Here is a 20,290-nt window from a genome sequence, read left to right on the forward strand (position 1 = left end):
GGCCAGGTCCACCCGGGTCAGGGCCACCCTCGGTGTGCGCGGGCGAGGGCTGGTCAGGGCAGCCGGGCGAGCACGGGTCGCAGCGCGGCGACCACGTCGGGCGCGGTGACCGGGCCGGACCGGGCCGCCTCCCGACCGGCCAGGCCGTGCACGTACGCCGCCGCAGCAGCGGCCCGTTCCGCCGGCAGACCGGCCGCGAGCAGCGAGCCGAGCAGCCCGGCCAGCACGTCCCCGGTCCCGCCGGTGGCCAGCGCGGGGGTGCCGGTCGGGTTGACGTACGCCCGGCCGTCCGGCGTGCCGATCACCGTACGGTCGCCCTTGAGCAGCACCACGGCGTTCATCCAGGCGGCCAGCCGCAGCGTGGCGGCCACCCGGTCGCCGCCCGGCTCCTCACCGCAGAGCCGGGTGAACTCCCGGTCGTGCGGCGTGACCACGATCGGGGCGTCGCGCCGACGCAACTGGTCGGCGAGGGAGCCGTCGACCAGCAGGGTCAGCGCGTCCGCGTCCAGCACCGCCGGCACCGGCGCGGCCAGCACGGTACGAAGTTCGGTCGCCGCCCGCTCGTCGGTGCCCAGCCCCGACCCGCACACCCAGGCCTGCACCCGGCCGGCGTCGGCCACCCGGCCGGTCGCGATGACCGAGGGGTGCTGGCGTACCACCTCGTCCCGAGCCCCACCGGCGTAGCGGACCAGGCCGGTCGGCCCGGCCAACGCGCCGCCGACGGAGAGCGTGGCGGCACCCGGGTACGTCGCCGAACCGGTGGCCGCTCCGACCACGCCCCGGGTGTACTTCTCCGAGGCGGCGCCGAGCCGGGGCCACCACTCGGCCACGTCCGACCACTCCACCACCCGCAACGCCGGGGTGCCGCGCAGCCACGGGGCGAGCCCGATGTCGACCAGTTCCACCTGCCCCGCCAGCGCGGCGGCGGGACCGACCGCCAGGGCCGGCTTCAGCGCGCCGAAGGCCACCGTGACGTCGGCGCGCACCGCGTTGGGTCGACCCGAGGCGGTCAACGGCACGTCTCCCGTGTCCACCACCACCCCGCTGGGCACGTCCACCGCCACCACCGTCGCCCGGGCACCGTCGCGCCCACGGTGCCGCAGCAGACTCGCCGCCAACTGCTCGGCGGTCTCCCGCAGCCCGCCGTGCCCGCCGATGCCGACGATGCCGTCCAACACGAGGTCGACCACGGCCGGTGGGCGCTGCACGATCCGTCCACCGGCGACCCGCAGCGCGGCCAGCCCTTCGGCGTGCGCGCGGTCCGGGGTCAGCAGCAACGCCGACACCGCCGCACCGCGCCGGGCCAGGCGGGCGCCGGCGTACAACGTGTCACCGCCGTTGTCGCCGGAGCCGACGAGCAGCAACACCGGTGCGGCGTACACTCCGCCCCGCTCGGCGAGCAGCAACGCGCAGCGTCGAGCCAGCCCGGCGGCGGCGCGCTGCATCAGCGTCCCCGGTGGAAGTTCGGCCATCAACGCCGCCTCGGCCGCCCGCACGTCCGCCACTCGCCAGACCGGTCTCACACGGCCACCCTACCGGCGCGCGGGTCGCAAGATAGTCCTCCGCTACCGACCGGGCAACGCCTGTGGACAACGCAGCGGTACGCCCCGCAGCGGTTGTCCACAGGGCACGCCCGCCTCCCCCACAGCCGCCTAGCGTCCTGCGGGTTGGCGGTCGCTGGATACGGGAGGGGCGATGCGGGAGCAGGGGTTCACTGGGCGGGGATTGCTGGAACAGCAGGAGTTGACTGTGCAGCCGGGATTGCTGCACCCGCAGGAGTTGACTGTGCAGCCGGAGCGGCTGCACCAGGTAGGGCGGTCGCTGGGTGATCACGGCCACCGGTTGGCCGGCGTGCTGGCCGAGGCACCGGGGTTGGCGGCACCGGCCCCCGGCTGGTCGACCGGGGCCGCGCTGGGCACCCTGGAGGCGGCCGTGCAGTCCTGGTCCGCCCGGCTCGGCGCCCGCGTCACCCAGACCGGTGACGCGGTACGCGCCGCCGCCCGCGCGTACGAGTCGGTGGACGCTCGGGCGGCGACCCGGCTGTCCACCCTGCCCCGGTGACCGGGCCCCGGACGGCGGGCCAGGTCGGCTACGCCCAGCTCTCGACGGTCGACCCGGCGCTTTGGCAGGCCACCGGGACGGCCTGGGCGGGGCTGGTCGGCCTGGCGCAGCGACGAGCCACCGAGCTCGCGGACGACTCGGCGGCGTTGCGCGCACAGTGGTCGGGGCTTGCCGCGACCGCAGCCGTAGAGCAGTTGTCCGACCTGCGAGCCGAGCTGCGCACACTCGCCCCGGTCGCGATCGAGATCGACCAGGTGCTGGCCGAGTTCGGCGCCCGGCTGGCGGCGGCCCGGGCTCGGTTGGCGGCTGCGGTGGCCCTGGCCGCCACCGTCGGGGTGCTGATCGACCGTTGGGGTCGGACCAGCCCCGATCCGGGTCGGGTGCCGGCCCACCGGGCCGTGCAGACGGTGGTTCCGGTGGCGACGGCCATCCGGGACGCCCTCGACCTGGCCACGGCGGCGGATCGCGAGGCCGCCACCCGTCTCGACCGACTGACCGCCGGCGCCGAGTCGGGTTGGGCGACCCGACCACCGCCGGGGCGGCCCGCGCCGAACACCGATCCCGCACTGGTCAACCTCTGGTGGGCCGGGCTCAGCCCAGCGCAGCAGCGCTGGCTGGTCGGACACGAGCCGGAGCTGATCGGTCGGCTGGACGGGGTTCCGGCCGCCGCCCGCGACCAGGCGAACCGGCTGCTGCTGGCGGTACGGCGGGCGGCGCTGCTGGAACGCTGGGGGCAGTTGCTGGGCCGGTTGCCACGCGGGCCCGCCGAGTTGGCCGGGCTACGGACCGTCGACGCCGCGTTGGCCGGGCTGGACGCGCTCACGTCTCGGCTGGCGTCGCCGGAGCCGCCGCGTGCGTACCTGCTCGGGCTGGAGGTCGGCGGTGAGGGGCGGACGGTGGTGGCCCTGGGCAACCCGGATCGGGCCGCCGGCATCCTGACCCACGTGCCGGGCACGACCGCCGGGCTCCACGACGCCACCGACGATCTGGGTCGCGCCGCTCGCGTGCTGTCCCGCTGCGCCGACCTGGCACCGGGGCAGGAGACCTCGGCGGTGCTCTGGCTGGACTACGACGCCCCGGATTTCCTGCACGAGGCGGCCTGGGACCGTCAGGCCCACGCGGCCGGTGAGGCGCTGCACCGGTTCCAGGAGGGGCTGCGGGCCACCCACGACGGGCCACCTGCCCGGCAGACCGTGCTCGGGCACAGCTACGGGTCGCTGGTGGTCGGCGGTGCCGCCCGGGATCACGGGCTCGCCGCCGACGCGCTGGTCTTCGTCGGCTCGCCCGGGGTCGGCGTGGGGCACGCCGCCGAGCTGGGCGTACCGGCCGGGCAGGTGTGGGCCAGCACCGCGCCGGACGACGTGATCCGGTTGACCCGCCCGCCCGGTGAGCTGGCCCGGCAGGCGGTGCTCAGTCTCTCCCCCGTCGCCACGATCGCCGGGATGCTGACCGGCGACGACGACGAGCGCTGGTTCGGGCGGGACCCGGCCGATCCGTCCTTCGGCGGCCGGAGCTTCCCCAGCGGCCGGTACGGCCACAGCGGCTACTGGCATCCCGACAATCCGGCGCTGGACGGCATGGCCCGGATCGTCCTCGGGCAGTGACCAGCGGAAACGGCATCCCGGTGAGCGCGCCGGGCGGTCAGCGGTGACCGCCCGGCGCGACGACTACTCGACGGTGACAGACTTCGCGAGGTTGCGCGGCTGGTCCACGTCGTGCCCACGGGCAGCGGCGATCTCGGCGGCGAAGATCTGCAACGGCACGGTCGTCAGCAGCGGCGCGAGCAGCGTCGGGGTACGCGGCACGAGGATCAGGTGGTCGGCGTAACGCACCACCGACTCGTCGCCCTCCTCGGCGATCACGATCGTCCGGGCGCCCCGGGCGCGTACCTCCTGGATGTTGGAGACGACCTTGTCGTGCAGCAGACCGCGACCCACCGGCGAGGGCACCACGCAGATCACCGGGGTGCCCTGGTCGATCAGGGCGATCGGCCCGTGCTTCAGCTCGCCCGCGGCGAAGCCCTCGGCGTGCATGTACGCCAACTCCTTGAGCTTGAGCGCACCCTCCAGCGCCACCGGGTAGCCGACGTGCCGGCCGATGAACAGCACCGTCGGCTCGTCGGCCAGCTCGCGGGCCAACTCACGCACCGGCTCGATGCGCCCGAGCAGTTCGCGCAGCTTGTCCGGCACCTGGTGCAGTTGCTCGACCACGGCCGCCACCTCGTCGGCGAACTTGATGCCGCGCACCTGGGCCAGGTGCAGGCCGATCAGGTAGCAGGCGACCAGCTGGGTGAGGAACGCCTTGGTGGAGGCGACGGCGATCTCCGGCCCGCCGTGGGTGTAGAGCACCGCGTCGGACTCGCGCGGGATGGTGGAGCCGTTGGTGTTGCAGATGGCCAGCACCCGGGCCTTCTGGTCCTTGGCGTGCCGCAGCGCCATCAGGGTGTCCATCGTCTCGCCGGACTGCGAGATCACCACGATCAGGGTGGACCGGTCGAGCACCGGGTCGCGGTAGCGGAACTCGCTGGCCAGTTCCACCTCGCAGGGGATCCGGGTCCAGTGCTCGATGGCGTACTTGGCCACCAGCCCGGAGTGGTACGCGGTGCCGCAGGCCACGATGAAGATCTTGTCGACGTCGCGCAGGTCCTGGTCGCTGAGCCGGACCTCGTCGAGCATGATCTCGCCGCTCTCGGTGAGCCGGCCGAGCAGCGTGTCGGCCACCGCCTGCGGCTGCTCCTCGATCTCCTTGAGCATGAACCAGTCGTAGCCGCCCTTCTCAGCTGACGAGGAGTCCCAGTCGATGTGGAAGTCCTTGCCGCTGGCGGGTTGACCGGCGAAGTCGGTGATCTCGATGGTGTCGGCGGTGATCAGGACGATCTGGTCCTGGCCCAGCTCGACCGCCTCACGGGTGTGCTCGATGAACGCGGCGACGTCGCTGGCCAGGTAGTTCTCGCCGTCGCCCCGGCCGACCACCAGCGGCGAGTTGCGGCGGGCGCCGACCACCGCACCGGGTACCGCGGCGTCCACGGCGAGCAGGGTGAAGGCGCCCTCCAACCGCTGGCAGACCACCTGCATGGCGGCAGCGAGCAGGTGCGGCCCGTCCGGCTGGCCGGCCGCGCGCAGCTCGCCGAGCGCCCTGGCGAGCAGATGCGCCGCGCACTCGGTGTCGGTGTCGCTGACGAAGGTGACGCCGTCGTCCTCCAGTTCGGCGCGGAGCTTGGCGAAGTTCTCGATGATGCCGTTGTGGATCACCGCGACCCGCTCGTCCGGTGACAGGTGCGGGTGGGCGTTGCGGTCGGTGGGGCCGCCGTGGGTGGCCCAGCGGGTGTGGCCGATGCCGGTGGTGCCGTCGCCGATGCCGAGCGGGCTGGCTCCGCAACCGTCCGGGTCCTCGGCGGCGCGCTCGGAGAGCACCTTCTCCAGGTTGGCCAGCTTGCCGGCCTTTTTCTCGGTCAGCAGTTCCCCGTCGCAGGCGACGGCGACGCCGGCCGAGTCGTAGCCGCGGTATTCCAGCCGCCGCAGGCCGTCGAGCACGATGCCGAGCGCCGGTCGGGCACCGGCGTAACCCACGATTCCACACATGGATGACAGCCTAACTAGTTTCGCTCAACTTGTCTGCGCGAAAGCCGGGTAAACAATCACTACACTTGAGCGTTTGGGCGGTATCGGTGATCGGCCTCACAAAGTACGCAGGCGGGGCCGCGCGCCACGATGGTGCACACCCGTACCCTGACGGGCGTGACGAGCACCGATGTCGACCCGCTGGTGAGCCGGATGCGCCCGTTCGGGACGACGATCTTCGCCGAGATGTCCGCGCTCGCCGTCCGTACCGGTGCGGTGAACCTCGGGCAGGGCTTCCCGGACACCGACGGCCCGCCCGAGATGCTCGCCGCCGCGGCCGAGGCGCTGGGCTCCGGCCGCAACCAGTACCCGCCGGGCCCCGGCATCCCCGAGCTGCGCGCGGCGGTGGCGGCGCACCAGCGCCGCTTCTGGGGCCTGGAGTACGACCCGGACGGCGAGGTTGTCATCACCGCAGGTGCCACCGAGGCGGTGGCCGCCGCGATCCTCGCCCTCTGCGAGCCCGGTGACGAGGTGGTCTGCTTCGAGCCGTACTACGACTCGTACGCGGCCTCGATCGCCCTGGCCGGCGCGGTACGCCGACCGGTCACCCTGCGTCCCGGCCCCGACGGGCGGTACGCGTTCGACCCGTCCGCGTTGCGTGCCGCGTTCGGCCCGCGTACCCGGCTGGTGCTGCTGAACTCACCGCACAACCCGACCGGCAAGGTGTTCACCCCGACCGAGCTGACCCTGATCGCCGAACTCTGCCAGGAGCACGGCACGTACGCGATCACCGACGAGGTGTACGAGCACCTGGTCTTCACCGACGCGACGAGCGGGCACGTCCCGTTGGCGAGCCTGCCCGGCATGCGCGAGCGCACCCTGCGCATCTCCTCGGCCGGCAAGACCTTCTCCTGTACCGGATGGAAGGTGGGCTGGGCGAGCGGGCCGGCTGCGCTGGTCTCCGCGGTGCTGCGGGTAAAGCAGTTCCTCACCTTCGTCAACGCCGCGCCTCTGCAACCGGCGGTGGCGGTCGCACTCGGGCTGCCCGACGCCTACTTCACCGAGTTCCGCGCCGACATGCAGGCCCGCCGGGACCAACTGATCGGCGGGCTCACCGAGGCCGGCTTCGACGTGCTCACGCCCGAGGGGACGTACTTCGTCACCGCCGACATCACTGCCCTCGGCGGCTCCGACGGCGTCGATTTCTGCCGGTCCCTGCCCGAGCGCTGCGGCGTGGTGGCCGTACCCACCCAGGTCTTCTACGACGACCCCGAGGCCGGACGCCGGCTGGTCCGCTTCGCCTTCTGCAAACGCCCAGAGCTGCTCGCCGAGGCGGTGTCCCGCCTCGGCGGTACGACCTGGGACCGCTGACCCACCGGCACCGCCGCCGGCCCTTCCTTACACCGCAGGGCTGGCGGTGCGGACCTGGGCGGCGATGCGTTCGGCGACTTCCTGGGCGACCGCCTCGGTGGCCGCCTCAACCATCACCCGCACCAGCGGCTCGGTGCCCGACGGGCGCAGCAGCACCCGGCCGGTCTCGCCCAGCTCGGCCTCGGCCCGCTCGACCTCGGCGCGGACCGCCGGAGCGGCAGCGCCCACCGTACGGTCACCGACCGGCACGTTGATCAGCACCTGCGGCAGCTTGGTCACCACCGCCGCGAGATCGGCCAGGGTACGACCGGTGGCCGCCATCCGGGCCATCAGGTGCAGCCCGGTCAGCACCCCGTCGCCGGTGGTGGCGTACGCGGGCATCACGATGTGTCCGCTCTGCTCACCGCCGAGGGCCAGCCCGGAGGCGCGCAACTCCTCCAGCACGTACCGGTCGCCGACCTTGGTCTCGATCAGTCGGATGCCTTCGGCGGACATGGCCAGGCGCAGGCCGAGGTTGCTCATCACGGTGGCGACCAGCGTGTCCCCGGTCAGCGTGCCGGCCTCCCGCATGGCCAGAGCCAGAATCGCCATCACCTGGTCGCCGTCGACCTCGTCACCGTCGGCGGTCACCGCGACGCACCGGTCGGCGTCGCCGTCGTGCGCGATGCCCAGGTGCGCACCGTGCTCGACCACGGCCTGCCGCAGGGCCGCGATGTGGTTCGACCCGCACTCGTCGTTGATGTTCAGGCCGTCCGGCTCGGCGTAGATCGCGACCACCTCGGCGCCGGCCTCCCGGTACGCCACCGGCGCCACCTCGGCGGCAGCGCCGTTGGCGCAGTCGACGACGACCTTGATGCCGTCCAGCCGATGCGGCAGCGTCTCGACGAGGTGTTGCACATAGTGGTCGGCACCGTCGAGCAGGTCGTGCACCCGACCCACTCCCGCGCCGACCGGGCGCTGCCAGGCGGTGGTGCCGTTGGCCTCGATGGCCGCCTCGATCCGCATCTCGATCTCGTCGGGCAGCTTGTGCCCACCGGCCGCGAAGAGCTTGATCCCGTTGTCGGGCATCGGGTTGTGTGAAGCCGACAGCATCACCCCGAGGTCCGCCTTGGCCTCCGCGGTGAGGAACGCAACGGCGGGGGTGGGCAGCACACCGACCCGGATGACCGTGGCGCCGGCGCTGGTCAGCCCGGCCACCACGGCTGCCTCCAGCATCTCGCCGCTGGCCCGGGTGTCCCGTCCGACCACGGCCAGCGGAGCATGGCTGCGGTCCGACTCGGCAAGGGTGTGGGCAGCCGCAACCGCCACCGAAAGCGCCAACTCCGGGGTGAGATCAGCGTTCGCCCGCCCGCGTACGCCGTCCGTGCCGAACAACCGGCCCATACCCGCCAACCTCCGATGAAACTGCCGTTGTGGGAGAAAATGCCCTGTGGAGAAGAGACGGAAACGGCCGGTCCGCCTCCCGTCGTCGAGGGGAAGGCGGACCGGCCGTCCGTCAGAAGTACAAGGTGCGGCTGAAGATCAGCGCTTCGAGTACTGAGGAGCCTTGCGGGCCTTCTTGAGGCCGTACTTCTTGCTTTCCTTGACCCGGGCGTCCCGGGTCAGGAAGCCGGCCTTCTTCAGGGCCGGGCGGTCGTCCGGCTCGCTCACGATCAGCGCCCGGGCGATGGCCAGCCGCAGCGCACCGGCCTGGCCGGTGGTGCCGCCGCCACGCAGGTTGGCGATGACGTCGAAGGCCTCGGCCTTCTCGGCGGTGACCAGCGGATCCTTGATCAGCTGCTGGTGCACCTTGCTCGGGAAGTAGGCCTCCAGGTCCCGGCCGTTGCAGGTGATCTTGCCGGAACCCGGCACGATCCGGACCCGGACGATGGCCTCCTTGCGCCGACCCACGGTCTGGATCGGGCGGTCACCACGAGGCGCGCGGGCGACGGGCGCCGGCGCCTCGGTGGCCTCAGGGGCAACCTCGGTGGCGGTGATGTCGGTCATGCTGCTTCCTTCGCCCGCGCTCACTGCGCGATCTGCTTGATCTCGAACGGCACCGGCTGCTGCGCGCCGTGCGGGTGCTCTGCACCGGCGTAGACCTTCAGCTTCTTGATCAGCTGACGGCCGAGCTTGTTGTGCGGGAGCATCCCCTTCACAGCCAGCTCGATGGCCCGCTCGGGGCGCTTGGACAGCAGCTCCTCGTAGCCGACCTGCTTGAGGCCACCCGGGTAACCGGAGTGCCGGTAAGCGATCTTCTGCTGGCGCTTGTTGCCGGTCAGCGCAACCTTGCCCGCGTTCACGACGACGACGAAGTCGCCCGTGTCGACGTGCGGCGCGAAAGTCGGCTTGTGCTTGCCCCGCAGCAGCGTGGCGGCGTGGGTGGCCAGGCGGCCCAGCACGACATCAGAGGCGTCGATGACGTGCCACTGACGCTCGATCTCACCCGGCTTCGGGCTGTACGTACGCACAGGTCTACCTTGTCTCGTCGTCGGTCTGGGGTCGCGCGCCGAGGTGACCAGGACTTCCCAGCCGGACCAGCGCGCACGAACGACCAAGCGTACCTCAGGCGGCACGCCCACAGATGTCGTACAACAGCAGGCAACGATACCCGCAGCCCGCCCGGCCGGTCAAAACGGGGTCCGGCAGGCACGCCGACCGGCGCGGACATGACCACGATCACACCCCTGCCCGCGCCATCCGGGCCCCCGGACGCAGGTACGCGGCCCAGGTGACCACGAGCAGCACCAGGAAGAAGCCCACGTAGAAACGCAGCGCCGGCTGGATCCCACCGTAGGTCGACCGGGCCCAGGCGTAACAGATCGGCACCAGAAAACCGCCGAAGGCGCCGACCGCCGAGATGAGGCCCAACGCACCGGCGGCCTGTCGACGCATCGCGAGCATCACCTCCGGTGAACCACCCAGGTCCTCCCCCTTGACCTGGAAGATCCGACTGATCATCCGGTAGGTCGAGCCGTTGCCGACCCCGGTCGCCACGAAGAGCAACAGGAAGGCCACGAAGAACACGCCCAGCCTGCGCTGCTCGACCGACCAGAGCGCGGCCAGGGCGCCGACAGCCATCAGCACGAAGCTGGCCACCGTCACTCGGGCACCGCCCACCACGTCGGAGAGCCGACCGCCGAACGGACGGCAGAACGAGCCCACCGCCGCGCCGAGGAACGCCCAGGACAGCGCGACGTCCGGCCGGCCGAACACCGACGTGAGCAGGGTCGGGAAGGCCGCCGAGTAACCGATGAACGAGCCGAAGGTGCCGATGTAAAGCAAGGACATGATCCAGGTGTCCCGGTGTCGCAGCGACGACCAGACCGGCCCCACGTCGGCCTTGGCCTCCACCAGGTTGTCCATGAACAGGTACGCGCAGACTGCGGCGATCACGGCGAGCGGGATGTACATCAGACCGGCCCGGGCCAGCGCGAGCCCACCGCCGAGCACGATCATCTGCGGCACCAGGAACTGCACCACCGCCACGCCGATGTTGCCGCCGGCCGCGTTCAGGCCCAGCGCCCAGCCCTTCTCCCGCTCCGGGTAGAAGAAGGAGATGTTCGCCATGCTGGAGGCGAAGTTGCCGCCGCCGAACCCGGCGGTGGCGGCGATCAGCAACAGGACCGGAAAGCCGATCTCCGGGCGCTCGACCGCCCAGGCCAGGCCCGCGCAGGGCACGACCAGCAGCAGCGCGGAGACGATCGTCCAGTTCCGGCCGCCGAACACCGGCACGGCGAAGGTGTACGGCAACCGCAGCAGCGCGCCGACCCCGCTGGGCACGGCGGCCAGCCAGAGCGCCTGACTGGTGGTCAGTTGCCAACCGGCGTCACCGAGCCGGACGACGACGATGCTCCACAACAGCCACACCGAGAAACCGACGTGTTCGGCGAAGATCGACCAGATGAGGTTGCGCCGAGCGATCCGGCTGCCGGTCGTACGCCAGAAGTTCTGATCTTCCGGTGCCCAGTGCCCGATCCAGCGGCCGGGACGGCGGTCCAGGATCTCCGCCTGGACGACCTCGGGTTGCGTGCTCGTGGTGGTCATGGCGCCGAAGCTAGAAATCGACCGTTACCGTGGCGTTCGTCCTTCGGGTCGGCGCGGCAACGGGAAGCGCACCACGGGCTGCCGGTCGCGGTGAGGGAAGCGCCGGGTCAGAGTTGCTGGAGGATGCGCAGCGCCCGGTCGACGTGACGCATGGTCTCGGCGTCGGCCACGTCGACGCACTCGGTGAACCACTTCTTCATCGGCGAGGAGATCCGGTCGGGCATCACCACCCAGCCGCCCATCGGCACCGCCAGCGGTGAGTCACGCAGCAGCGCCGCCTCGACCACCTCGGCGACGATCACGATAGGCACCGCCGTGGAGTTGTAGACATCGGAGCTGATCACCAGCCCGAGCCGCTCGCGGGCCCCCTCGATCCGCCAGACTTCGCCCCTACGCAGCACGCGGGCGACCACCGAAGAGCAGGTCGTCGACCATGCCCACCTCCTGCGCGTCGGCCAGCGCGGAGGACTCCAGATCCAGCCCGGCCCGGCTCACCGCGGCGGCGTGGGCCGCGAAGACCTCACGCAACGCCTTCTCCCGCGCGGCCTGGTCCATCCAGGCCGAGAGCGAGAGGCCCTCCCGCTTGGCGAACCGTCGGGCGTCCGCGATCGTCTCGTCAGAGAACGACAGAGTCACCTTGGCTGTCATGCCGGACAGACTACCGCTGGTATGACCACCAGTCATCCGATCCGCCCTCACGCCCTCGATGCTCAGCCCTCGCATCGGGCAGATCCGGGGCGTGACCGCCGAAGACGGCGAAGCGCCAGGACTTGAAGAAGCAGTCCACGTCCACCAGGCCGGCCTCGATCAGCCATCGACACTGCTCGTCCACCGGCGCGGGGCGGTCGTACGCCATCCGCTGCTCGGCGGCGGCGATCTCGTCGGCGTCGGAGCCGCGTGCGGCGATCTGGGACAGCCAGACCTGGTGGTAGCGCCGATCCAACTCGGCGGTCGGCCCGGCGACCTGTTCGGCGTTGACGAAGACGCCACCGGGTGTGAGCGTCTCGGCCACCCGCCGGTAGAGGTCCCGCTTGGCGGCATCGTCGAGATGGTGGATGGCCACTGCGCTGACCACGGCGTCGTACCGGCCCGAGGGGAGCGGGTCGACCAGATCGGCCACGATCACCCGGTGCGCCACAGCCCGCGCGGTAAGGTGCTCGGCCGCCACGGCCAGCATCTTCGGCGCGGCGTCGAGCAGGGTCACCCGGGATTCCGGCACGGCTGCGGCGATCAGCGAGGACAGCAGCCCGGTGCCGGCGCCGAGGTCCAGCACCTGGGGCGTACGCCCGGCGGCGAGGGCGGCCCGCAGCGCCGGCTCGGCCACCTCGACCGCAGTGCCGTAGAACTCGTCGAAGCAGGGCACCAGCCGGCGCCGGGCCTCGTCGTAACTGCCGGCCACCGCGTCGAACGCCCGGGCCACATCCATGTCGGCTCCCTCCATGCTTCCCAAAATGCGGGAATACTGTTCCACATTCTAAGCCAGGCGATCCGACGCGCCGCCGTCGTGCGGTGTGAGCGGCACTTGACAGGACCGAAACAAACGGGACGCGGGCCGGAAACTGCACAACGGCACGCTTTGCCGACATGACAGACGGTGCACGGTCGGCGACACCATCGGGGCGTACGCCCCGAGAGGTGGCGACGCACTGCCCGTACTGCGCCCTCCAGTGTGCGATGACGCTGCGCGAGGAGGACGGCCGGGTGTCCGTACTCCCCCGGCAGTTCCCCACCAACCGCGGTGGCCTGTGCCAGAAGGGCTGGACCTCGGCCGAGCTGCTGACCCACCCGGAGCGGCTGACCACTCCACTGCTGCGCGACCCGGCCAGCGGCAAACTCCGCCCGGCCAGCTGGGACGCCGCGCTGGAACGCGTCACCACCGGCATCGGCGAGGTGCAGTGGCGACACGGCCGCGACGCGGTCGCCGTCTTCGGTGGCGGCGGGCTCACCAACGAGAAGGCGTACGCGCTGGGCAGGTTCGCCCGGGTGACGCTGCGTACCCGGCACATCGACTACAACGGACGGTTCTGCATGTCGTCGGCGGCCGCCGCCGGGATGCGCGCCTTCGGCGTCGACCGGGGACTGCCGTTCCCGCTGTCCGACCTCGGGCAGGCGGACACCCTGCTGCTGGTCGGCGCGAACCCGGCGGAGACCATGCCGCCGCTGGTGCGTTGGCTGACCGAGTTGCGGCAGCGCGGCGGCAAACTGATCGTGGTCGACCCACGGGCCACCGCCACCGCCCGGCAGGCCGACCTGCACCTGCAACCCCTGCCCGGCACCGACCTGGCGGTGGCGAACGCCCTGCTGCACATCGCCCTGACCGAGGGCTACGTCGACAGCGACTACGTCGCCACCCGTACCACCGGCTTCGCCGACGTCCGGCGCACCGTGGCGGGCTGGTGGCCGGCTCGGGCCGAGGCGCTCTCCGGCGTGCCGGTGGCGGATCTGGAGGCGACGGTCCACGCCCTCGGTACCGCCGAGCGGGCAATCATCCTCACTGCGCGGGGCGCCGAGCAGCACGCCAAGGGCGTCGACACGGTCACCGGCTTCGTCAACCTCGCCCTGGCGCTCGGCCTGCCCGGTCGCCCCGGATCCGGGTACGGCTGCCTGACCGGGCAGGGCAACGGGCAGGGTGGCCGCGAACACGGACAGAAGGCCGACCAGCTTCCCGGATACCGCAGGATCGACGACCCGGCGGCCCGCTCCCACGTCGCGCAGGTGTGGGGCGTACCCGCCGACGAACTGCCCGGTCCGGGCGTGCCCGCGTACCAGTTGCTGGACTCACTGGGCACTGTGGACGGCCCGCGCGCGCTGCTGGTCTTCGGCTCCAACCCGGTGGTCTCCGCACCTCGCGCGACCCGGATCGAGAACCGGCTGCGCGACCTGGATCTGCTCGTCGTCGCCGACTTCCTGCTCTCCGAAACGGCGGCACTGGCCGACGTGGTGCTGCCCACCGCCCAGTGGGCCGAGGAGGACGGCACCATGACCAACCTGGAGGGACGGGTGCTGCGCCGACGCGCCCTGCGCCCGCCCCCGACCGGCGTCCGCACCGACCTGGCCATCCTCACCGACCTCGCCACCCGGATGAAAGGAAGGGCACCTTCTTATCGCCTCGTGCATAGGAAGGGCCCCCTGTTAACAGCCGACAGCGAAGCCGGATCAGCCGCCGACCGCGAACGCGAGGCGCGAGCCGCCGACCCACGTACGGTGTTCGCCGAGTTGCGCCGGGCCTCGGCCGGTGGGCTCGCCGACTACGCCGGGATCAGCTGGGAACGGATCGACGCCGCCGACGGGGTGTTCTGGCCCTGCCCGCGCGAGGACGGGCCGGATTCCCCGCGCCTGTTCGCCGACGGTTTCGCCACCCCCGACGGGCGGGCCCGGTTCCATCCCGTGGAGCACCGCCCGGCGGCCGAGGAGGTCTGCGCGCAGTATCCGTTGTACTTCACCACCGGCCGGGTGCTCGCCCAGTACCAGTCCGGCACCCAGACCCGTCGGGTGGCCGCGCTGCGCCAGGCCGCCCCCGACGCCTTCGTGGAGTTGCATCCCGACCTCGCCGACCGGCTCGGGGTGACCGACGGAGAACCGGTCCGGGTGCTCTCCCGGCGGGGCGAGTTCCGGGCACCCGCCCGGCTCAGCCCGGCGATCCGGCCGGACACCGTCTTCGCACCGTTCCACTGGGGCGGGGCCGCCCGGGCGAACTCAGTCACCAACGACGCCGTCGACCCGGTCTCCGGCATGCCCGAATTCAAGATCTGCGCGGTCCGGGTGGAGCGGGTGGCGTCGTGAGCGAGCGCCAGCGAGCGGACCGCCGGCCCGACGCGATGAACGGCGAGCGGGTGGTGGTGATCGGCAACGGGATGGCCGGGGCTCGCCTGGCCGCCGAGTTGCACGCCCGGGGTCAGGATCTCAAGGTCACCGTGGTCGGGGCGGAGCCGCACCCGGCGTACAACCGGATCATGCTGTCCACGCTGCTCGCCGGCAAGATCGGTGAGCCGGACGTGGAGCTGACGGAGACCACCGGGCGCGGCGTCGACCTGCGTACCGGAGTCGCGGTGCGGGCGATCGACCGCGCCGCCCAAGAGGTAGGCACCGACGACGGCGACCGGATCCGCTACGACCATCTGGTGCTCGCCACCGGCGCACGGGCGGTGGTGCCGGCGCTGCCCGGCCTCGATCCGGCGCGGCTGCCGGACCGGGTGGTCGCGTTCCGTACCCTGGCCGACTGCCGGCGCATCCTCGCCCTGGCAAACGGCGCCCGCCGCGCCCTGGTGCTCGGCGGCGGGTTGCTGGGCCTGGAGGCCGCCCGAGGGCTCGCCGCCCGGGGGCTGGACGTCGCGGTGGTGCACCGGGTGCCGTACCTGATGGAGCGTCAGCTCGACGCCGTGGCCGGCGAGATGCTCGCCGGCACCCTCGCCGGGCTCGGCGTGACCACCCACCTGGCCGTCATGCCGACCGGCGTGACGGCCGACGCGACCGGGGTACGCCTGACGTTGGCCGACGGCCGCGCGCTCGACGCGGACCTGTTGGTGCTCGCCTGCGGGGTACGGCCCGACACGGCGCTGGCCGAGGCGGCCGGCCTGGCGGTGCAGCGGGGTGTGCTGGTCGACGACCGGCTGCGCACCAGCGATCCCCGGATCTCCGCGATCGGCGACTGCGCGCAGCACGGCTCGGCCCCGACCGGGCTGGTGGCCCCGGCCTGGGCACAGGCCCGGGTGGTGGCCCAACTGCTGACCGGGCAGGATCCGCAGGCCCGGTACCGACCCCGGCCGGTGGTGACCCGGCTCAAGGCGGCCGGCATCGACCTCGCCGCGATGGGTGACCCGACCGGCGGTCCGGGTGAGGAGTTGACCTTCGCCGATCCGGCCCGGGGCACGTACGCCCGGCTGCGCATCCACGACGAGCGGCTGGCCGGGGCGATCCTGCTCGGCGACAACCCCTCCGTGGGCACGGTGATCCAGCTGTTCGACCGGGGTCACCCGGTGCCCGCCGACCGACGGGCGCTGCTGCTCGGCCGGGCCGTGGGCGGTGCCGTCGCGGCCCCCGCCGCCTCGCCCGCGTTGATGCCCGACGCGGCCACGGTGTGTCAGTGCAACACGGTCAGCAAGGGCGCGCTGGTGAACTGCTGGCGGGGTGGCGCGCGCACGTTCGACGAGGTCGTCGCCGGGACCAGGGCCGGTACCGGCTGCGGCGGGTGCCGGGACGCGGTCGCCGGCATCGTCGACTGGTTGTCCAGAGCGGATCCGGTGGAGGTGGGACGATGACCGACGGCAACGTGGTCGTGATCGGCAACGGCATGGTCGGGCAGCGGTTCGTGGACGCGCTGCGTGCGCGGGACCCGCAGGGCCGTTGGCGGGTCACGGTCCTCGCCGAGGAGACCCGGCCGGCGTACGACCGGGTGCGGCTCTCGGCGTACTTCGACGGCGCCTCGGCCGACGAGTTGAACCTGCACACCTCGTACGACGGGGTGCAGTTGCGCCTCGGCGAGGCGGCCACCGACGTGGACCGGGCCCGCCGGGTGGTGACCACGGCCAGCGGCGAGTACCCGTACGACGTGCTGGTGTTCGCCACCGGCTCGTCCGCGTTCGTGCCGCCGGTGGACGGCGCCGGCCTGCCCGGGGTGTTCGTCTACCGGACATTGGACGACCTGTCGGCGATCCGTGAGCACGCCCGAGGCCGGCGGACCGGCGCGGTGATCGGGGGCGGTCTGCTCGGCCTGGAGGCGGCGAACGCGTTGCGCCTGCTCGGCCTGTCCACCAGCGTGGTGGAGTTCGCGCCCCGGCTGATGCCGGCCCAGGTCGACACCGCCGGAGGTGCGCTGCTCCGCCGTTACGTCGAGGAGCTGGGGGTGGCCTGTCACCTCGGGGTCGCCACCACCGCGCTGCGCCCCGGCCCGGACGGTACGGTCGCCACCCTGGAACTGGCCGACGGCACGCTGCTCGACGCCGACCTGGTGGTGGTGGCCGCCGGCATCCGCCCCCGCGACGAGTTGGCGCGCCGCGCCGGGCTCGATGTCGGCCCGCGCGGTGGGGTGCTCGTGGACGACACCTGCCGGACCTCCGACGAGCGGATCTACGCGGTCGGCGAGTGCGCGGCCGTCGAGGGGACCTGCTACGGCCTGGTGGCGCCCGGCTACGCGATGGCCGAGGTGGTGGCCGACCGGCTGGTCGGCGGGGCGGCCACCTTCACCGGCGCGGACACCGCCACCAAACTCAAGCTGCTCGGCGTCGACGTGGCCTCGTTCGGTGACGCGCACGGCACCACCCCCGGCTGCCTGGACGTGACGTACACCGATCCGGCCACCCGCGTCTACGCCAAGCTGGTCCTCTCCGACGACGCGACGACGCTGCTCGGCGGGGTGCTGGTGGGCGACGCCAGTGCCTACCCGACCCTGCGGGCGAGTGTGGGCGGGCCGCTGCCGGCCGCCCCGCTGGCGTTGCTCGCCCCGGCCGGCGCCGGCGCCGCGACCGTCGGGGCCCTGCCGGCGTCCGCGCAGGTCTGCTCCTGCAACGCGGTCACCCGCGCGGACATCGACACGGCCATCGCGGGCGGCTGTGCCGACGTGGCGGCCCTGAAGGCGTGCACCCGGGCCGGTACCAGTTGCGGGTCCTGCGTACCGATGCTCAAGCAGTTGCTCGACGCGGCCGGTGTCACCCAGTCCCGGGCGCTGTGCGAACACTTCGACGTCAGCCGGCAGGAGCTGTTCGACATCGTCCGGGTACGCGGCCTCCGGACGTTCTCCGGGTTGATCGCCGAGCACGGCCGGGGACGGGGCTGCGACATCTGCAAGCCGGTCGTCGCCTCGATCCTCGCCTCGCTGGGCAGCGGGCACATCCTCGACGGCGAGCAGGCCTCGTTGCAGGACACCAACGACCACTTCCTGGCGAACCTGCAACGCGACGGCAGCTACTCGGTGGTGCCCCGGATCCCCGGCGGGGAGATCACCCCGGAGAAGCTGATCGTCATCGGCGAGGTGGCCCGGGACTTCCAGCTCTACACGAAGATCACCGGCGGGCAGCGCATCGACCTGTTCGGGGCGCGGGTCGACCAGCTGCCGCAGATCTGGCGCCGGCTCGTCGACGCCGGATTCGAGTCCGGTCACGCGTACGGCAAGGCGCTGCGTACGGTGAAGTCCTGTGTGGGCTCCACCTGGTGCCGGTACGGGGTGCAGGACTCGGTCGGGCTGGCCGTCACGTTGGAGCTGCGCTACCGGGGTCTACGCGCACCACACAAGATCAAGTCAGCGGTCTCCGGCTGTGCCCGGGAGTGCGCCGAGGCCCGCAGCAAGGACTTCGGCATCATCGCCACCGAGACCGGCTGGAACCTCTACCTCGGCGGCAACGGGGGCTTCCGACCCCGGCACGCCGACCTGTTCGCCACCGATCTGAGCACCGCCGAACTGGTCACCATGATCGACCGGTTCCTGATGTTCTATGTCCGCACCGCCGACCGGCTGCAACGCACCGCCGCATGGATCGAGGCCATGGACGGCGGCCTCGACCATCTGCGGTCGGTGATCGTGGACGACTCGCTGGGCCTCTGCGCGGAACTGGACGCCGCGATGGCCCGGCACGTCGCGTCCTACTCCGACGAGTGGCGTGACGTGCTCGACGACCCGGACCGACTACGCCGGTTCACCTCCTTCGTCAACGCGCCGGACGTACCCGACCCGTCGATCACCTTCGTCACCGAACGCGGACAACCCGTACCCGTCGGTGGTCGACCCCCGTCACCCGAGCACCGTCAACCGGTCACGCTCGGGCTGCCGGAGGTGCGGCGATGACCACCGTGACGACCGTGCGCTGGCACACCGTCTGCCCGTTGCGCCGGCTGGACCTGGACCGGGGTGTCGCCGCCCTGGTCGACGGCGTCCAGGTCGCGCTGTTCCGGACCACTGACGGGTTGTACGCGATCGAGAACCGGGACCCGGTCACCGGCGCGTACGTGCTGTCCCGGGGCATCGTCGGCAGCCGACACGGCGTGCCGACGGTCGCCTCACCGCTGCACAAGCAGGTGTACGACCTGCGTACGGGGGACTGTCTCGACCTGCCTGGGGTCTGCGTGGCCCGGCACGAGATCCGTTGCCGGGACGGCATGGTCGAGGTGCGGCTGAGACAGGAGGGGTGAATGCGCGAGGAACTGGCCGGCTTCACCATCGGGGTGACCGCCGACCGGCGGCGGGACGAACTCGCCGCGCTGCTCCAGCGGCGTGGCGCGCGGGTGGTGCTCGCCCCCGCGCTGCGGATCGTGCCGCTCGCGGACGACACCGCGCTGCGCGAGGCCACCCGGGCCTGTCTGGACCGGCCACCGGACGTGCTGATGGCCAACACTGGGATCGGCATGCGCGGGTGGCTCGAAGCCGCCGAGGGATGGGGGGTCGCCGAGCCGCTGCGCTCGGTGCTCAACGACGCGTACGTGGTGGCCCGAGGCCCGAAGGCACGAGGCGCGATCCGCGCCGCCGGCCTGTACGACCAGTGGTCCCCCGAGTCGGAGAGCTGTGACGAGGTCGTCGAGCACCTGCGTCGGCGGGGCGTGGCCGGGCAGGTGATCGCCATGCAGTTGCACGGCGAACGGCAACCCGAGTGCACCCGGGCCCTGGAGGAGGCCGGCGCCACCGTCATCGAGATCCCGGTCTACCGCTGGGCGCCACCGACCGACCCGGCCCCCCTGCACCGGCTGGTCGACCTGGTGGCCGGTCGGCTGGTGGACGCGGTCACCTTCACCTCGGCACCGGCGGCGGAAGCGCTGCTACGCGCCGCCGGTGACCGGACGGAGGCGGTACTGGCGGCGTTGCGTGGCGACGTGCTGGCCAGCTGCGTCGGCCCGGTGACCGCCGAGCCGTTGGTCCGCCGGGGCGTGCCGGTGAGCGCGCCGAGCCGGGCCCGGCTGGGCGCGCTGGTACGCACCATCGTCGACGAACTGCCCCGGCGTACGGTCACCATCAAGGTCGCCGGGCACTTGCTCACGCTGCGCGGGCACGCCGCCGTGGTGGACGGCGAACTGCGCCCGTTGGCTCCGGCACCGATGGCGGTGCTGCGGGCACTGGCTCAGGCACCGGGTCGGGTGCTGTCGCGTACCGCCCTGCTGCGTACGCTGCCACGCGGCGCGGACGAGCACGCCGTGGAGATGGCGGTGGCCCGGTTGCGGGCCGGTCTGAAGGCTCCCCGGGTGGTGCAGACCGTCGTCAAGCGCGGCTACCGCCTCCGCGTCGACTGACGTGAAGGAAGGGCCCCTGGTTAACGCCTGCGGTAGTACAGGGGCCCCCGCTTGACAGGCGA

General features: G+C 72.4%; 17 protein-coding genes. 8 read left to right on the forward strand and 9 right to left on the reverse strand.

Annotated elements, in window-relative coordinates:
* Positions 1 to 53: 53 nt before the first annotated feature.
* Positions 54 to 1,523, reverse strand: coding sequence for an NAD(P)H-hydrate dehydratase (locus AB0M35_RS09125; RefSeq protein WP_363743371.1), 1,470 nt, complete (start codon positions 1,521 to 1,523; stop codon positions 54 to 56).
* A gap of 172 nt (positions 1,524 to 1,695) precedes the next feature.
* On the opposite strand from AB0M35_RS09125, the gene AB0M35_RS09130 reads away from it, so the two are divergent.
* Together AB0M35_RS09130 and AB0M35_RS09135 are read left to right on the forward strand one after the other, a co-directional pair.
* Positions 1,696 to 2,061 carry a hypothetical protein gene (locus AB0M35_RS09130; RefSeq protein WP_363743373.1) on the forward strand — a complete coding sequence of 122 codons (366 nt, stop codon included), beginning with the start codon at positions 1,696 to 1,698 and terminating at the stop codon, positions 2,059 to 2,061.
* Positions 2,058 to 3,665 carry an alpha/beta hydrolase gene (locus AB0M35_RS09135; protein WP_363743375.1) on the forward strand — a complete coding sequence of 536 codons (1,608 nt, stop codon included), beginning with the start codon at positions 2,058 to 2,060 and terminating at the stop codon, positions 3,663 to 3,665. The genes AB0M35_RS09130 and AB0M35_RS09135 overlap by 4 nt, the downstream gene beginning before the upstream one ends.
* Before the next feature lie 63 nt (positions 3,666 to 3,728).
* On the opposite strand, the gene glmS is transcribed toward AB0M35_RS09135, so the two are convergent.
* Entirely contained in the window at positions 3,729 to 5,642 is a 1,914-nt protein-coding gene (gene glmS, locus AB0M35_RS09140; RefSeq protein ID WP_363743376.1) for a glutamine--fructose-6-phosphate transaminase (isomerizing), read from the reverse strand.
* A 156-nt stretch (positions 5,643 to 5,798) separates the two neighbouring features.
* Between glmS and AB0M35_RS09145 the strand changes: the two genes are divergently transcribed.
* Positions 5,799 to 6,992, forward strand: a complete 1,194-nt coding sequence (locus AB0M35_RS09145; protein WP_363743378.1) for a pyridoxal phosphate-dependent aminotransferase — start codon at positions 5,799 to 5,801, stop codon at positions 6,990 to 6,992.
* Positions 6,993 to 7,019: 27 nt separating this feature from the next.
* On the opposite strand, the gene glmM is transcribed toward AB0M35_RS09145, so the two are convergent.
* From glmM to AB0M35_RS09180, 7 genes are all read right to left on the reverse strand, one after another.
* Positions 7,020 to 8,375, reverse strand: coding sequence for a phosphoglucosamine mutase (gene glmM / locus AB0M35_RS09150; protein ID WP_363743380.1), 1,356 nt, complete (start codon positions 8,373 to 8,375; stop codon positions 7,020 to 7,022).
* Positions 8,376 to 8,513: 138 nt separating this feature from the next.
* Positions 8,514 to 8,978: a 30S ribosomal protein S9 gene (gene rpsI / locus AB0M35_RS09155; RefSeq protein WP_030501567.1), complete on the reverse strand. Its 465-nt coding sequence runs from the start codon at positions 8,976 to 8,978 to the stop codon at positions 8,514 to 8,516.
* A 20-nt stretch (positions 8,979 to 8,998) separates the two neighbouring features.
* Positions 8,999 to 9,442, reverse strand: coding sequence for a 50S ribosomal protein L13 (gene rplM, locus AB0M35_RS09160; RefSeq protein ID WP_013735896.1), 444 nt, complete (start codon positions 9,440 to 9,442; stop codon positions 8,999 to 9,001).
* A gap of 208 nt (positions 9,443 to 9,650) precedes the next feature.
* Positions 9,651 to 11,018 (reverse strand): nitrate/nitrite transporter, encoded by a 1,368-nt coding sequence (locus tag AB0M35_RS09165; protein WP_363743382.1) that lies wholly within the window; start codon positions 11,016 to 11,018, stop codon positions 9,651 to 9,653.
* A 107-nt stretch (positions 11,019 to 11,125) separates the two neighbouring features.
* Positions 11,126 to 11,431 (reverse strand): type II toxin-antitoxin system PemK/MazF family toxin, encoded by a 306-nt coding sequence (locus AB0M35_RS09170; RefSeq protein WP_363743384.1) that lies wholly within the window; start codon positions 11,429 to 11,431, stop codon positions 11,126 to 11,128.
* A complete protein-coding gene (locus AB0M35_RS09175; protein ID WP_363743386.1) occupies positions 11,409 to 11,666 on the reverse strand; it encodes a hypothetical protein in 258 nt (85 codons plus the stop codon). The genes AB0M35_RS09170 and AB0M35_RS09175 overlap by 23 nt, the downstream gene beginning before the upstream one ends.
* A gap of 10 nt (positions 11,667 to 11,676) precedes the next feature.
* Positions 11,677 to 12,444, reverse strand: coding sequence for a class I SAM-dependent methyltransferase (locus AB0M35_RS09180; protein ID WP_363743388.1), 768 nt, complete (start codon positions 12,442 to 12,444; stop codon positions 11,677 to 11,679).
* Positions 12,445 to 12,602: 158 nt separating this feature from the next.
* Between AB0M35_RS09180 and AB0M35_RS09185 the strand changes: the two genes are divergently transcribed.
* From AB0M35_RS09185 to AB0M35_RS09205, 5 genes are read left to right on the forward strand one after another with little or no spacing between them, the layout of a single operon-like run.
* Positions 12,603 to 14,801 carry a molybdopterin oxidoreductase family protein gene (locus AB0M35_RS09185; RefSeq protein WP_363743390.1) on the forward strand — a complete coding sequence of 733 codons (2,199 nt, stop codon included), beginning with the start codon at positions 12,603 to 12,605 and terminating at the stop codon, positions 14,799 to 14,801.
* 35 nt (positions 14,802 to 14,836) lie between these two features.
* The gene (locus tag AB0M35_RS09190) at positions 14,837 to 16,276 is read left to right on the forward strand and encodes an FAD-dependent oxidoreductase (protein WP_363743817.1); all 1,440 of its coding nucleotides are present in this window, start codon (positions 14,837 to 14,839) and stop codon (positions 16,274 to 16,276) included.
* Positions 16,273 to 18,795: a nitrite reductase large subunit NirB gene (gene nirB / locus AB0M35_RS09195; RefSeq protein ID WP_363743392.1), complete on the forward strand. Its 2,523-nt coding sequence runs from the start codon at positions 16,273 to 16,275 to the stop codon at positions 18,793 to 18,795. The genes AB0M35_RS09190 and nirB overlap by 4 nt, the downstream gene beginning before the upstream one ends.
* Positions 18,792 to 19,139: a nitrite reductase small subunit NirD gene (gene nirD / locus AB0M35_RS09200; RefSeq protein WP_363743394.1), complete on the forward strand. Its 348-nt coding sequence runs from the start codon at positions 18,792 to 18,794 to the stop codon at positions 19,137 to 19,139. Before nirB ends, nirD begins: the two co-directional genes overlap by 4 nt.
* On the forward strand, positions 19,140 to 20,228 hold the full coding sequence (locus tag AB0M35_RS09205) for a uroporphyrinogen-III synthase (RefSeq protein WP_363743395.1): 1,089 nt from the start codon (positions 19,140 to 19,142) through the stop codon (positions 20,226 to 20,228).
* The last annotated feature ends 62 nt before the right edge of the window (positions 20,229 to 20,290 follow it).

The sequence above is a fragment of the Micromonospora sp. NPDC051196 genome (genome assembly GCF_040682415.1).
Classification (GTDB): Bacteria; Actinomycetota; Actinomycetes; order Mycobacteriales; family Micromonosporaceae; genus Micromonospora.